General features: G+C 69.4%; 14 protein-coding genes. 10 read left to right on the forward strand and 4 right to left on the reverse strand.

Annotated elements, in window-relative coordinates; all coding sequences use genetic code 11:
- The first annotated feature begins 28 nt into the window (after positions 1-28).
- Positions 29-1,270, forward strand: a complete 1,242-nt coding sequence (locus ACFWZ1_RS16115; protein WP_439667181.1) for a hypothetical protein — start codon at positions 29-31, stop codon at positions 1,268-1,270.
- Positions 1,267-1,950, forward strand: coding sequence for an HAD family hydrolase (locus ACFWZ1_RS16120; protein WP_439667182.1), 684 nt, complete (start codon positions 1,267-1,269; stop codon positions 1,948-1,950). Before ACFWZ1_RS16115 ends, ACFWZ1_RS16120 begins: the two co-directional genes overlap by 4 nt.
- 115 nt (positions 1,951-2,065) lie before the next feature.
- Here ACFWZ1_RS16120 and ACFWZ1_RS16125 read toward each other — a convergent pair whose 3' ends face one another.
- The 3 genes from ACFWZ1_RS16125 to secB form a co-directional block, all read right to left on the reverse strand.
- Positions 2,066-5,089, reverse strand: coding sequence for a DEAD/DEAH box helicase (locus tag ACFWZ1_RS16125; protein ID WP_439667183.1), 3,024 nt, complete (start codon positions 5,087-5,089; stop codon positions 2,066-2,068).
- Positions 5,090-5,314: 225 nt separating this feature from the next.
- On the reverse strand, positions 5,315-6,340 hold the full coding sequence (locus ACFWZ1_RS16130; RefSeq protein ID WP_231321998.1) for an NAD(P)H-dependent glycerol-3-phosphate dehydrogenase: 1,026 nt from the start codon (positions 6,338-6,340) through the stop codon (positions 5,315-5,317).
- 12 nt (positions 6,341-6,352) lie between these two features.
- The gene (gene secB / locus ACFWZ1_RS16135) at positions 6,353-6,859 is read right to left on the reverse strand and encodes a protein-export chaperone SecB (RefSeq protein WP_231322001.1); all 507 of its coding nucleotides are present in this window, start codon (positions 6,857-6,859) and stop codon (positions 6,353-6,355) included.
- A gap of 298 nt (positions 6,860-7,157) precedes the next feature.
- Between secB and rpmB the strand changes: the two genes are divergently transcribed.
- The 4 genes from rpmB (at position 7,158) to ACFWZ1_RS16155 (ending at position 9,226) form a co-directional block, all read left to right on the forward strand.
- Positions 7,158-7,394, forward strand: coding sequence for a 50S ribosomal protein L28 (rpmB, locus tag ACFWZ1_RS16140; RefSeq protein WP_209619039.1), 237 nt, complete (start codon positions 7,158-7,160; stop codon positions 7,392-7,394).
- Positions 7,395-7,404: 10 nt separating this feature from the next.
- Positions 7,405-7,572 (forward strand): 50S ribosomal protein L33, encoded by a 168-nt coding sequence (gene rpmG / locus ACFWZ1_RS16145; RefSeq protein WP_017463578.1) that lies wholly within the window; start codon positions 7,405-7,407, stop codon positions 7,570-7,572.
- A gap of 606 nt (positions 7,573-8,178) precedes the next feature.
- A complete protein-coding gene (locus ACFWZ1_RS16150) occupies positions 8,179-8,586 on the forward strand; it encodes a thiol-disulfide oxidoreductase DCC family protein (protein ID WP_439667294.1) in 408 nt (135 codons plus the stop codon).
- Positions 8,587-8,713: 127 nt separating this feature from the next.
- Positions 8,714-9,226, forward strand: coding sequence for a DUF3016 domain-containing protein (locus tag ACFWZ1_RS16155; protein ID WP_439667184.1), 513 nt, complete (start codon positions 8,714-8,716; stop codon positions 9,224-9,226).
- Positions 9,227-9,307: 81 nt separating this feature from the next.
- Here the strand turns inward: ACFWZ1_RS16155 and ACFWZ1_RS16160 are convergent, their stop codons facing one another.
- The gene (locus tag ACFWZ1_RS16160) at positions 9,308-10,501 is read right to left on the reverse strand and encodes a DesA family fatty acid desaturase (RefSeq protein WP_439667185.1); all 1,194 of its coding nucleotides are present in this window, start codon (positions 10,499-10,501) and stop codon (positions 9,308-9,310) included.
- Positions 10,502-10,662: 161 nt separating this feature from the next.
- Here ACFWZ1_RS16160 and ACFWZ1_RS16165 point away from each other — a divergent pair, with 161 nt between their 5' ends.
- From ACFWZ1_RS16165 to ACFWZ1_RS16180, 4 genes are read left to right on the forward strand one after another with little or no spacing between them, the layout of a single operon-like run.
- Positions 10,663-11,373, forward strand: coding sequence for an ABC transporter ATP-binding protein (locus ACFWZ1_RS16165; RefSeq protein WP_439667186.1), 711 nt, complete (start codon positions 10,663-10,665; stop codon positions 11,371-11,373).
- Positions 11,370-12,125 carry an ABC transporter permease gene (locus ACFWZ1_RS16170; RefSeq protein ID WP_439667187.1) on the forward strand — a complete coding sequence of 252 codons (756 nt, stop codon included), beginning with the start codon at positions 11,370-11,372 and terminating at the stop codon, positions 12,123-12,125. Before ACFWZ1_RS16165 ends, ACFWZ1_RS16170 begins: the two co-directional genes overlap by 4 nt.
- Entirely contained in the window at positions 12,125-13,480 is a 1,356-nt protein-coding gene (locus tag ACFWZ1_RS16175) for a GldG family protein (RefSeq protein ID WP_439667188.1), read from the forward strand. The genes ACFWZ1_RS16170 and ACFWZ1_RS16175 overlap by 1 nt, the downstream gene beginning before the upstream one ends.
- On the forward strand, positions 13,480-13,965 hold the full coding sequence (locus ACFWZ1_RS16180) for a hypothetical protein (RefSeq protein WP_231322016.1): 486 nt from the start codon (positions 13,480-13,482) through the stop codon (positions 13,963-13,965). The genes ACFWZ1_RS16175 and ACFWZ1_RS16180 overlap by 1 nt, the downstream gene beginning before the upstream one ends.
- The last annotated feature ends 4 nt before the right edge of the window (positions 13,966-13,969 follow it).

Here is a 13,969-nt window from a genome sequence, read left to right on the forward strand (position 1 = left end):
GGCTATCCTCCACGCAATCACAAGGAGGATGGCGATGATCCGACCGAGTGTCTTCGGCTTCGCGCTGGTTTGCGCATGTATGTGGGCGCCGATCGCCTGGACAGCGCAGCCGTTGCCGTCAGCGACGGCGGTCACGCTTGCTCCGCCGTTACGCTGGCCGGACAGGCCGATCGCCTCGCGCGCCCAAATCGATGCGTACGTGCGCCACACACCGGTCGAAGCCTCTCCACTGAGCGCATTTACCCCGGCCGGCAGGCGGCGCTTCCTGGCGAGCCTGGTGTTTGGCGAGCGCGGGCTTGGCGGCTTCAGTACCGACGATCTCCGTTACGACCTGACACGCGTCCAGGCATGGAACGTATTGCGTCTGTTCGATGCCCAGGGCCGTGCCAATGACCTAGCCACACGCACCCGAGCGCGGCCGGCCACAGTGCAGACGACGCTCGAAAGTGCTTACGACCATCTCCAGACGCCCGCCACGCCTGACGACGAGGCGAAGATGCTGGCTGACGTGTACGCGCGCGAGTTCGCGCCAGCGCAACGGCGGCTGGCTTCCCTGAGCGACCAGGACGTCGAGTTGTTGTTTCGCGGCGCGAACCGGTTGAGCTTCGTGGTGGCATCGCCCGTCTACCTGGCGGACATGCGTCGCGACTTCGACGAGCTGGACCGCCGCCATCGCGTGGATCGGCCGCATGTCGACGCACTCTACGATGCGTTGCTGGCCGCACATCGCCCCGCCGATGCGCGCGCACTAATCGGCGCCTATCCGATGCTGGATCGCCCATCGCCGCCGACCCTGCACGACGCAAAGTTCGAACACGATCAGCCGACCACCTGGGTCGCGCGCGGCGGGCATGACCTGTGGCGTCAGCCGTTACCGTTGGATGCGGATGCGCAAGTGGTCGTGCTCGGGTCCACCGGCTGCCACTTCTCCGAAGCCGCGGCGCGCAGCATCGGCGCCGACCGAATGCTGCGCGAAATGTTCCGCACGCATGCCCGATGGGTGGCGCCAGCCCACGACATCGTCGCCTTCGATGCCCTCACGGCATGGAACCGCGCACATCCCGCGCAGCCGCTGGCCATCCTTCACGAGGATGCCGGATTGCCCTTCGTAACCCGGGTCGCGACACCGACGTTCTACTTCATGCGCCATGGGCACGTAGTGGACACGGTGGTCGGCTGGCCGAACGACGCGCAGCGTGCCGCCTTGCGCGCAGGGCTGCGCAAGATCGGGCTTCTGGATACAGCCTCCGCCTCGGGAAAACACCGATGACCCGCCCGCGCACCGCTTTCCTGTTCGACCTCGACGGCACGCTGGTCGATAGCGTCTATCAGCACGTGCTGGCGTGGAAGGAGGCGCTCGACCGCGAGGGCATCGAGCTGGCGGTGTGGCGCATCCACCGCAAGATCGGCATGAGCGGCGGGCTGTTCACGCGCATCCTGCTGCGCGAGACCGGCATCGAGATCACCGAGGAGCGCGTGGCGCGGCTGCGCCGCTGGCACGCGGAAGCGTTCTCGCGGCGTGCCGAAGCCGGTGGTGTGCGCCCGCTTCCGGGCGCGCGCGAGCTGCTCGACTGGCTCACCGAGGCGGGCCTGCCCTGGGCCATTGCCACCAGCGGCCGCATGCAGACGGCGGCACACAACCTGGAGGCGCTCGGCGTCGACCCGGCCAAGGTGCCGGTGATCACCCGCGATGACGTGCGCCACGCCAAGCCCGACCCGGATCTGTTCCTGGCCGCGGCCGAACGGTTAGGCGTGGACATCCAGCATGCGCTGGTCCTGGGCGACAGCATCTGGGACATGCTCGCCGCACAGCGTTGCCGTGGCCTCGGCGTGGGCCTGCTTTCCGGCGGCTACGGGCAGGAGGAGCTGGAGCGCGCCGGCGCGTTCCGCGTGTACGAGGACCCCGCCGACCTGCTGTACCACATCGACGAGGTCGCCGCGCGCGATTGACCCGCGCCTGCCGGCACCGCCGATCGAACGCCATCCCGCGGCGAGGGGTTCAGCCGGCCGTTCTTCGCACCGTCGAAAGCAGCGGGTGGAAGCCCGCTCCACGCGGGCCGTGCGCTCAGCCTGGCGCGAGCAGCGCGTCCAGGTCGTCCTGGTCGAAGCTGAGCTTCTCGCGGGCGCCACCGCCTTCGAGCACCGCCTCGGCCAGTTCGGCCTTGCGCGCCTTCAACTCCTCGATGCGTTCCTCGACGGTGTCGGCGGTGATCAGCCGGAACACGAACACCGGCTTGTCCTGGCCGATGCGGTGCGCGCGGTCGGAGGCCTGCGCCTCGGCAGCCGGATTCCACCACGGGTCGTAGTGGATCACGGTGTCGGCGGCGGTGAGGTTCAGGCCCACGCCGCCGGCCTTGAGCGAAAGCAGGAACAGCGGCACGTCGCCGTCTTGGAAGCGCTGCACGGGTTCGGCGCGGTCGCGGGTTTCACCGGTGAGCATGACGTAGCGGATGCGCTTGCGATCCAGTTCCGCGGCGATCAGCTTGAGCATTTCGGTGAACTGCGAGAAGAGCAGCACCTTGCGGCCTTCGGCGAGTAGCGCCGGCAACATGTCCATCAGCAATTCGAACTTGGCCGACTCGCGCACGCCGCGCGCGGCCTCGAGCTTGACCAGCCGCGGATCGCAGCAGACCTGGCGCAGCTTGAGCAACGCGTCGAGCACCACGATGCCCGAATGGGTGATGCCGCGCTGGGCGATCACTTCGCGCAGCTCCTCGGCGAGGGTGAGGCGCAGGCTCTCGTAGAGCTCGCGCTGGCGCCCGTCGAGCACCACGCGGCGGGTGATCTCGGTCTTGGGCGGCAGTTCGGACGCGACCTGCGCCTTGGTGCGCCGCAGGATGAAGGGCGCAAGCCGCCGGTTGAGGCGGGCCTGGCATTCGTCGTCGCGCTGCTTCTCGATCGGCACGCGGTAGTGGCGACGGAAGGCGCCTTCGTCGCCAAGCAGGCCGGGCACGGCCAGGTCGATCTGCGACCACAACTCGCCCAGGTGGTTTTCCAGCGGCGTGCCCGTCAGGCAGACGCAGCGCGGCGCGCGCAGGCTGAGCACGGCGCGCCGCGCCTGCGTGCGCGGGTTCTTCACCTGCTGTGCCTCGTCCAGCACGATCAGCGCGAACGGCTGTTTGCGCAGGGTGACGACATCGCGCGGCAGCAGCGCATAGCTAGTGAGCACGATGTCCTGCGCGCCCAGTTGGGAGAAGTCGCCGCTGCGCTGTGGACCGTGCAGCGCGAGCACCGTGAGGTCGGGTGCGAAGCGCGCGATCTCCGATTGCCAGTTGGGGATGAGGCTGGTCGGTACCACCACCAGCGCCGGCTGGGTCAGCGCACCGCGCTGCTTGAGCGCGAGCAGATGGGTGATCAACTGCAGCGTCTTTCCCAGGCCCATGTCGTCGGCGAGCACGCCGCCGACGCCGGCCTCGGCCAGCGCGTTCAACCAGCGCAGGCCTTCGCGCTGGTACGGGCGCAGCTCGACCGTGAGGCCGTCGGGAATGGCGTCGCTGGCGCGCTCGGCGGCATCGCGCAGGCGCGCGGTGAAGCCGCGAAGTGCCTCGGGCGCGCGCAGTTCGCCGCCGCTGGGCAGCGCCTCGACCAGTTCCTCCAGGCGGCCCGCCTGCACGCGCGGCAGGTGCAGCTTCTTCTTTGGGCGCTCCAGGTACTCGGCCAGCGGCGCCAGCAGGCCGCGCAGTTCCTTCAGGCGTACCGGCACGCGGCGGCGCTCGTCGACCGGCGCGTACCACACGGCGTCTTCCGGCTCGTTCGGCGCGGGGCTCAGGTTCAACTGGTGCTCGGCCAGCGCCTGCGCCACCGCGGGCAGCAGGTTGTGCCGCTTGCCCTCGACCTCGATGCCGATCTCCAGGTCGAAGGCATGGTCGTCGGCGTCTTCGGTGGCGTTGCCGTACCAGCGCACCGGGCCTTCGAGCACTTCGAACGGGAAGCTCGGCGCGTAGTCGAGCTGGAAGCCTTCGGCCTCGAGCTTGGCGCGCAGCGCCAGCCAGCGTGCCGGCGTGTTCACCTCCAGCGCGCCGGCATAGCCCTTGCCGGGGAACAGCCAGGCGTCCTCGGGCAGGGTGTCGGCCAGGTCCCAGGGCAGGCCTTCGGTGTCCACGCCCGGAGTGAGCCCGACGCGCTCGAGCTGCTCCATCGCGGAGAGCTCCTCCGCGCGCCGGCGCGTGATCTCGACGAGGTGGCCGTTCCGCACGCGGCGGACCAGCGGTTCGCCGCCGCGGCCGGGCAGGCGCTCGCCGGCGTAGTCGAAGGCCAGCCGCGCATAGGCCAGCGGCGGCGTCCCGGCGGCCAGGCGGGCGTGACGCGTGAGTGCGTGCAGGGTCAGGACCGGCTTGGGCGCAAGTTCCGCGCGGCGCAGTTCGTCGAATACCTGTGGTGCGGGCAGGCGCTGGCCGAGCGGGCTGTTCTTCAGCGCCTTGAGCAACGGCCGGCCGGCTTCGTGCCTGAGCGGCGGCAGGTCCAGCCAGTGGCTTTCGCGCTTGTCCGCCTCGAGCAGGCCCAGCGTGGCGCGTTCGGCGTCGAGATACCAAAGGCAATCGAGTCGCAGCAGGCGCTGGTTATGGCCGAGCGTGGGCAGCAGGCGCTGGCTGCCATCCTGCTCCAGGTGCCAGTGCCAGTTGAGCGGATGCGCCTTGCCGCGCGACAGGCGCAGGCCAGCCAGGCCACCGAGGAAACACGGCGCGGTATCGAGCATCTGCGCCAGCAGGGCGTCACCGATGTGACCGGCCAGGCGCACGTAGCTGCGGCCCTTGCGCACGTTCTGCGGCAGACCGAGCAAGGCAGCGGCCAGGTGTTGTTCGTGCGGTTGCAGCGGCGCCTGGGCGAGGTGGCGGCTGTCCAGCGGGACCGGGCGCACGTAGCGGCCCTGCTCGGCCACGCCCAGCGCCACCGGCGCGACGTCCAGGTGGGCCCAGGAAGCACCTTCCTCGGGCATGACCTCCAGGAAGAAACCGAGCACCTGGGTTTCGGCGGGAATTCCCGCGGGCGGCTTGAACAATCGGCGCCAGGCCGGTGGCAAGCCGCCTCCGGCCATGTCCTCCGCCGGGGAGGCACGATCGGCAGGCTGCTTTTCGTCCGGTTGCTGCATGCGCATGCGGTCCGCTTGCCGGCCAAAACAACGAGCTTAGCAAGGGGATGGGTGGTGTGCGCGTCGAGGGCGCAAGTTCGTGCGGGGCCGCCCCACGGGGCATGAGGTGGGCTTCAGCCCACCGCCCATTCACGTCGCATGGCCGGGCGTGGCCCGCCGTCGACCGGGAGCAACGTCGTGGCCCCGGCCGTTCACCCCAACCATCTTCCCGGACGGAGCCGTGGGTCAGGCGTTGCCGAACAAGCCTTGCGGGTATTCGGGCTTCTGCTCGCGCGACATCAGCATGCGGACGCCCTCGACCGGAGTGACCTCGCCGTGCAGCACGGCGCGCACGCCACTGGCGATGGGCAGGTCCAGGCCATGCTGTTCGGCCAGGCGGGACACCTCGTCGGCGGTCACCACGCTCTCGACCACCTGGCCGATCTGGCGCACAGCCTCGTCCAGCGCAATGCCCTGCCCCAAGGCCAGGCCGAGCCGCCGGTTGCGCGAGAGATCGCCGGTACAGGTCAGCACGAGGTCGCCCAGGCCGGACAGACCCATCAGGGTTTCCGGCCGCGCGCCGAGCGCCAGACCCAGACGCAGCATCTCGTTCATGCCACGGGTGATCAGGCCGGCGCGGGCGTTGAGGCCCAGTTGCATGCCGTCGGCCACGCCGGTGGCCACCGCCAACACGTTCTTCATCGCGCCGCCGAGCTCGGCGCCCAGCACGTCGTTGCCCGAATAGGCGCGGAAGTTCGGCGCATGCAGCAACGCGGCCAGCGACTTGGCGAAGGCCTCGTCTTCCGAGTGCACGGTGACGGCGCTGGGCAGCCCGGCGGCCACCTCGCGCGCGAACGACGGTCCGGTGACTACCGCGGCCGGCCGGCCCGGCAGCTTCTGCGCCACCAGCTCGTGCAGGAAGCGGCCGGTGCCCGGCTCGAAACCCTTGGTCGCCCAGGCGATCGCCGTGCCGGCGTCGAGCAGCGGCGCAAGCTCGTCCAGCATCGCGGCGAAGGCGTGGCTGGGCACCACGATCAGCACGATGTCGGCATCGCGCACGGCCGCGGCCAGCTGCGGCTCGTAGGCGAGCGCGGCCGGCAGCTCGAGGTCAGGCAGATAACGCTGGTTGCGGCGGCTCTGCGCCATTGCCTCCAGCGCCGCGCGGTCGCGGCCCCAGAGGCGCGTGGTCACGCCGTTGCGCGCGGCCAGCGCGGCCAGCGCGGTGCCCCAGGAGCCGGCGCCGAGCACCGCGAGGATCGGTTGGTCCCGCATGGGTTGTCGCCGTCAGCTGTTGAGCGTCGGGGCCTCGCCGCCGCCCGCCGCGCGGCGCTGCTGCTCCGCGAAGAGAGCGTCGAAGTTGATCGGCTGCAGCAGGAACGGGGGGAACCCGCCCTCCAGCACCAGCGAGGAAATCACCTGGCGCGCATAGGGGAACAGCAGGTTCGGGCAGTAGCTGCCGATGATGCCGTCGTGGTCCTGCTCGTTGAAGCCCGCGATGCCGAACACGCCGGCCTGGTGGACCTCGGCCAGATAGGCCGTCCGCTCGCCGATGGTGCAGGTGAGGGTCAGGCTGAGCACCACTTCGTACAGGCTGTTGCCCAGGTCGGTGGCGCGCTGGCCCAGGTTGAGCTGCACCTGCGGCTGGACCTGGTCGTTCTCGCCGATGTCCTGGAAGATCTGCGGCGCGTTGGGAGCCTCGAAGGACACGTCCTTGACGTAGATCTTCTGCAGCATCAACTGCGGCATGGCCTGGCCGGCGGCCTGGTCGTTGGCGGGCGTGACTTCTGCCATCGGGAATCCCTCGAATTCGTGAATGCGGGCGAGCAAAGAGGGCGATTGTTCCATACATCCGCACGCCCCGCCACGGTCAGGCGCCCCGGGCGACTTGCGCAGGATGCTGTTTTTCCGCGAGAATACGCGGCTCGACCGAGGCCGCCCCGATCTTTCGGGCTTCCGCGACGCGATGCGGGAACGCAAGCCGGCCACGCTCGATACGCAACACCCTCCAGCATCGCGTGGCGCCCCAAGCGCCGCTGGGCCGATGCCGCCCTGGCCAACGGGCGGTCAGATACCGATTACGGAGGCCCTCATGGCCCGTGTATGTCAAGTCACCGGAAAGGGTGTGCAGACCGGCAACAACGTCTCGCACGCCAACAACAAGACCCGTCGCCGCTGGTTGCCGAACCTGCACGAGCGCCGCTTCTGGGTCGCCAGCGAAAACCGTTGGGTGAAGCTGCGCGTTTCCAACGCCGCGCTGCGCACCATCGACAAGAATGGCATCGAGGCCGTGATCGCCCAGCTGCGTGCCCGCGGCGAGAAGGTCTGAGGATTGAACCATGGCTAACAAGACCCAAGACAAGATCCGCCTGATCTCCTCGGCCGGCACCGGCCACTTCTACACCACGCAGAAGAACAAGAAGAACACGCCGGAGAAGTTCGAGTTCAAGAAGTACGATCCGGTCGTTCGCAAGCACGTGATCTACAAGGAAGGCAAGATCAAGTGATCTTCGAAGAAAACCCGCCCACGGCGGGTTTTCTTTTGGGCGCGCGAAAGTTTCCGCTCGCTTATGATCCGCGCCATGGCTGAGGCCCTGTTCCCTGCGCTGCTCGGCGAACAATGGCACGCACTGGCGACGCCGGTGCGGCGCATGCATGGCGATGCGCCGCGCGTGCACGCCATCGGCCAGGCCGACGTGGCCGGCGCGGGCCACCTGCCGGCGCGCCTCCTGCGGTGGCTGCTGGGCTTGCCCGAACCGGGTCCGGCGCAGCCTCTGGAGCTGTCCATCGAGCGACACCCGGGCCATGAAACCTGGACGCGGCGCTTTGCCCACGGCGGGATGCGCTCCCGCCTCACCCGGGCTCCGCGGGGCGATCGGCTGCATGAACGGCTCGGCCCGGTAACGCTGCATTTCGAACTGCGCCGTACAGGCGATGCGATCGACTGGCAACTTAGCGGTGGAAACCTGCTGGCCTGCCGCTGCCACGCATGTGGTTCGGCTCGGTGCTTGCGCAAAGCGGCGCGCAGGAAGGGCGCTACAGCTTCCACATCGATACGCGATTGCCTTTGCTGGGCCGGCTGGTCGCCTATCGCGGCCGGCTGGAGCCGAGCGATGGCTGAGCGGGAGGACGTCATCGTTTTCGACGGGGTCTGCGTGCTGTGCAGCCGCTGGGTCGATTTCGTGCTCCGGCATGACCACGCGGGCCGCTTCCGGCTGGCCGCCATGCAGGGCACGCATGGGCGCAGGTTGCTCCAGGCGCACGGCCTGTCGGCGGACGACCCGGCGTCGTTCCTGCTGGTGCACGACGGGCGCGGGCATACCGATACCGATGCCATCGCGCACGTCCTGCGTGAATTCGGCGGTCGCTGGCGCGTGGCCGCGTCGCTGCTGCTGGCGACCCCGCGCTTGTGCCGCGACCCGGCGTACCGCTGGATCGCCCGCCACCGGTACCGGCTGTTCGGGCGACGCGCGAGTTGCCGGTTGCCCGAACCGGCGCAGTCCTGGCGTTTCCTCGACTAGAGCGGCTCGGCCAACCCCGGCTGTCCACCCGGCGCGCGCTCAGGCGTTTCCACGCAGGCGCAAACCCCGCGCCGCGTTTGCGTTCCATCCCCCAGCCTGGTGCTGCATCGCCTACCGGAGATACGCCATGTCCAAGCTCCTCTTCCGCCCCACCTCAGGCCTGGTCCTCGCCTTCGTTGTCACCACGGCGGCGGCCGCCACCGGCACGGTCACCGTCCGTTACGACCATCCGGAAAACTTCACCGAAACAAAGGAAGTGCGCGCCTTCGCACCCATGCGCGCCGATTCGGCCTACCTGGACACCCTCAAGCGCTACATCGAAACCAAGGCGGCGACCGAGCTTGGACAAGGCCAGACCCTCGACATCGTCGTGACCGACATCGATCGCGCCGGCTCCTATGCGCCGTCGGTGGGTTCGTTGCAGCCGGTGCGCGTGGTCAAGGACGTCTATCCGCCGCGCATCACGCTGCACTTCCGCCTGCTGGACAGCGAGGGGCAGGTGGTCCGCGAAGGCGACCGCACGCTCACCGACCTGGGCTTCATGTACGACAGCCCGGGCGGGTCTTCCAGTACCGATCCGCTGCGCTACGAAAAGCGCACGATCGATCGCTGGCTGGCGCGGGGACCGGCAAAGCTGTAACGCCGAAGTCACAGGGCTGAAGCCCACCCGGCAAAAAAAAGCCCGCCATGGAGGCGGGCTTTTTTTCATGCATCAGGCCGTTCAGGCGTTGGCGACGCGGTAACCCTTCAGCCGTGCCGCGAACTCCTGCAGCGAACGGATGCCGCTCTGTTCGGCCTCGGCGATCCATTGCTGCAGGCCCTTGAGGGTCTGTTCGGCGCCACGCTGCTCCATCAGGGCCGCCAGGCGGGTGCGGAAGTCGCACACGGTGCGCAGCGTGGGGCGCTTGGCCAGCACGGCCTGCAGGCGCGCGCTGCCCTCGCTATCCAGCCAGCGGCCACCGTCGGCCAGCGCATGGCGCATCCGGCGCGGCATTGCCTTGAGGTTGTCGCCCGCGTGGGCGGCTTCCTCGCGCAGGGTCGGCATGATCACGCCGCGGTAGTAGTCGGTCATCGCCTGGAAGCGATGGGTCAGCACCGCCTTGAGCGTCTCGGCATCGGGCAGGTTCACGTTCGGACGCACGTCCAGGGCCGGCGCCACGCGCAGCACCTTGGCCAGGCCCACCGCGCGCAGCCCGCAGATCGCCGCCCAGCCGATGTCGAACTCCCACTTGCGCAGGGCGAACTTGGCCGAGCTGGGGAACGCATGGTGGTTGTTGTGCAGCTCTTCGCCGCCGATCCAGAAGCCCCACGGAATCAGGTTGCGCGCGGTATCGGCACTCTCGAAGTTGCGGTAGCCGGCCCAGTGGCCGACGCCGTTGACGAAACCGGCCGCCCAGAACGGGATCCAGATCATCTGCACCGCCCACAGCGCCGCGCCGATCACGCCGAAGAGCGCGAGGCTGATGAGCAGCATCAGGGTCGGGCCCCAATACGGATGGGCGCCATAGAGCTTGTGCTCGACCCAGTCATCGGGCGTGCCGCGGCCGTACTGCTCCATGTCCTGCTTCGACTCGCAGGCGTCGCGGTACAGCGACACGCCGTCCCAGAACACCTTCTTGATGCCGTAGATCATCGGGCTGTGCGGATCTTCCTCGGTCTCCACCTTGGCGTGGTGCTTGCGGTGCACCGCCACCCACTCCTTGGTGACCATGCCGGTGGTCAGCCAGCCCCAGAAGCGGAAGAAATGCGCCAGCGCCGGGTGGAAATCCACGCCGCGATGGGTCTGGCTGCGATGCAGGTAGAGAGTCACCGTGAAGATGGTGAGCTGGGTCACCACCAGCATGTAGACCAGCATGGCAAGCCAACTGGCGTGGGTCACGCCGTTGGAAAGGAACGTCAACACCGTGTCGAGCATCAGGAAAACACCGGGGAAGTTGAAAGGCAGTCTATCGGAGGGGTTTCCGTACCCGCCAGCATGGCGCATTGCGCTTCGCGCATGCGTGAAGCGCCCCGCAGGTTGTGCAAACGTGGGGGCGCCGTGACAATCATGCAATGACTCTGCCACAACCGCTGTTAATGCTTGAGAAAGCCAGCCGCCGCCGCGCCGGGCGGGCCGCGGTGCGGGACCTCGACCTCACGCTCGATCGCGGCCAGGTGCTGGGCCTGCTGGGCGTCAACGGCGCCGGCAAATCGACCACGCTGTCGATGATCGCCGGCGCGCTGGCGCCGGACGGTGGTCGCATCCTGCTCGACGGCGCGGACCTGGCCGAGCACCCGGCATCCGCCCGCCGCCTGGTGGGCTGGCTGCCCGAACGTGCCCCGCTGTGGCAGGAACTGACGGTGGGGGAACATCTGGACGCGCACGGTCGCCTGCGCGGACTCACGGGCGCGGCACTCAGGCAGGCGCGCGTGCGCATGATCCAACGGCTCGAACTGGCCCCGCTGGAACACCGGCTCGCGGGCGTGCTGTCGCAGGGCCAGCGCCAGCGACTGGGGCTCGCCTGCGCGTTGCTGCACCAGCCGGCGCTGCTGGTGCTGGACGAGCCCGGCAATGCGCTCGATCCGGTGCAGGTCGCCGCGCTGCGCGCGCTGATCCGCGAGCAGGCCGCGGCGGGCACGGCGGTGATCCTCTCCACCCACGTGCTGGCCGAAGTCACCGCGGTGTGCGATCGCGTGGCGATCCTGCACGATGGCACGCTGCGTTACGAAGGTGCCCTGGACGCGCACGATCACGCCGCGCTGGAACAACGCTTCTTCGCCATCGCCACCGCGAAGGCGGCCGCATGAGCGCGCTGGCGATGACGCGACTGGAGTTGCGCCGGCTGTTCGTGCGCCCGCTTGCCTGGGTGCTTGGCGCACTGACACTCGCCTGGCTAGCGTGGAACTTCACGCTGCTGCTGGGCAGCTTCCTCGCCGCGCAGATCCGACTCGCTGCCCTGCCCGATGGCCCCGGCTACACCGACCTGGTGGCCGTGCCCTTGCTGGCCAAGCTGGCCGAGCTCGCTTTCCTGGTCGTGCCGCTGCTGTCGATGTCGGCACTGGCCGGCGAACGTCGCGAGGGACGCCTGTCGCTGCTGCTGGGCATGGGCCTTGCCCCGTCGCGCATCGTACTCGGCAAGTACGCCGCGCTACTGGTGTGGTTGCTGGCCTGGCTGGCGCTGGTGCTGGCTATGCCCGCGGCGCTGGCCCACGCGACCGCGATCGACTGGGGCAAGCTCGCTGCCGCGGCGCTGGGCATGGCGCTGCTGCTGGCCTCGCTGGCCGCGCTGGGGCTGGCCTGTTCGGCGTTCGCCTCGCACCCGGCCATCGCCGCGGCCGCCGCGCTGGTGCTCACGTTGGGGCTGTGGGCGGTGAACATGGGTGCGCAGTTGGCCGGCGTGGATGACGGCACGATCAACTGGCTGGCAATGAGCTCGCACCTGCAGCCGCTGCTGCGCGGGCTGGTGACCAGCGTCGACGTGGCGTGGTTCGCACTGCTGGCGACCGTCTGCCTGGCGCTGGCCATCCGTCGCGTCGCGACGGAACGGGAGCGCGGCTGATGCGCACGCTATTCGGACGTCTGGACGGCTGGCTGTTCGCGCTGGCCCTGGTCGTCGGCGCGGGCGCCGTCGGTTACCTCACGACCCGGCATGTCTTTGTCGCCGACTGGACCGCGGGCGGACGCGCCAGCCTGTCGCCGGAGAGCCGCGCCGTGCTGGGCCAGCTCCATGGCCCGGTCGAGATCGTCAGCTATGCCAACCCGCAGGGAGACCTGCGCCCGACCATCGCCGGCTTCCTCGAACGATATCGCCGGGTCAAGCCCGACCTCACGCTGCGCTTCGTCGATCCGCAGCAGGATCCGGCGAAGATGCGCGAGCTCGGCATCACTGTCGACGGCGCGATCATCGTGCACTACGGCAATCGCGAGCAGCGGCTGGACGAGCTGTCCGAGCGCAGCCTCACCAATGCGCTGGAGCGCCTGGCGCGCGGCGGCGAACGCATCGTCGCCTTCGTCACCGGCGATGGCGAGCGCCGCGCCGATGGCCAGGCCAACGCCGACCTCGGCACTTTCATGGCGCAGCTGGAGAGCCGCGGCATGCGCGCGGTGCCGCTCAACTTCGCCCAGGTCACCGCGGTGCCCCAGCACACCGACCTGGTCGTGCTGGCCAGCCCTTCGCTGCCGCTGGAAGCCGGCGCCGTGCGCGCGCTGGTCGATTACCTTGCCAACGGCGGCAACCTGCTGTGGCTCACCGAGCCGGCCAACAGCGACCTGAACCTTGCGCCGCTTGCCGACGCGCTGGGCCTGCGCGTGCTGCCCGGCGTGCTGGTCGACGGCGGCGGCGCGGCGCTTGGCCTGAAGGATCCGCGCCTGATCGCGCTGGGCGCCTATCCGCCGCACGCGATCACCCGCGGCTTCCTGCTGACCACGCTGTTTCCGCAGGTTGCCGCGCTGGCCCAGGTCAACCGCAACGACTGGGCGGTGCAGGACTTCCTCGAATCGGGTCCGCAGAGCTGGACCGAGTTCCAGCCGATCGGGAACGACGGCAGCTCGACCATCCGCTTCGACGCCGCGGCCGGCGAGTTGAAGGGGCCGCTGGCCTTCGGCCTGGCGCTCTCGCGGCTGTCGCCCAGTCCCGACAAGAGCCAGCAGCGCGTGGTAGTGGTCGGCGATGGCGATTTCCTTTCCAACACCTTCCTGGGCAACGGCGGCAACCGCGCGCTGGGCGAGCGCGTGTTCGACTGGCTGCTCGGCGACGACGCACTGGTGAGCCTGCCGCCGCGCGGCGCGCCCGATCGCGTGCTGGAGATCACGCAGGCCGAACTCAACGCGCTGAGCCTGGGTTTCCTCATCGGGTTGCCGGTGTTGCTGCTGCTCGTCGGCGGCGTACTGACCTGGCGTCGGCGCCGGCGCTGATGCGACGCAAGGCACGACAGCGCTGGATCATGCTGGGCATCGCGCTCGTATTGGTGGCGCTGGCTTCGATGCAATACCTGCACGACCAGCGCGAGGCGCCCGGCACGCTGCTGGAGCTGGAACCGGCCGCGATCACCTCGGTGACGCTGGCCCTGTCCGGCCAGCCGCCGGAGAGCTACCGCCGCCGCGATGGCCACTGGTGGCAAGCCGACGGCCAACGCGCCGACGATGGCCGCCTGCAGGAGCTCACCGAAATCGCGCAGGCGCCGGTAGTGGCCTGGCGGCCCGACGCGGATTTCGACGCCGCGAAAATCGGGTTGGCACCGCCGGTCGCGCGGCTCGCGCTGGATGGCCACGTACTGGATTTCGGCACCACCGCCGTGACCGGGCCGCTGCGTTACGTGCGCGCAGGCCACCGGATCGCGCTGGTGCCATTGCGTTACACGCCGCGCCCGGCCACGCAGGACGCCGAGCGTATCCACTGACGCC

The organism is Frateuria sp. GZRe14, assembly GCF_051900395.1.
Classification (GTDB): domain Bacteria; phylum Pseudomonadota; class Gammaproteobacteria; order Xanthomonadales; family Rhodanobacteraceae; genus Frateuria_A; species Frateuria_A edaphi.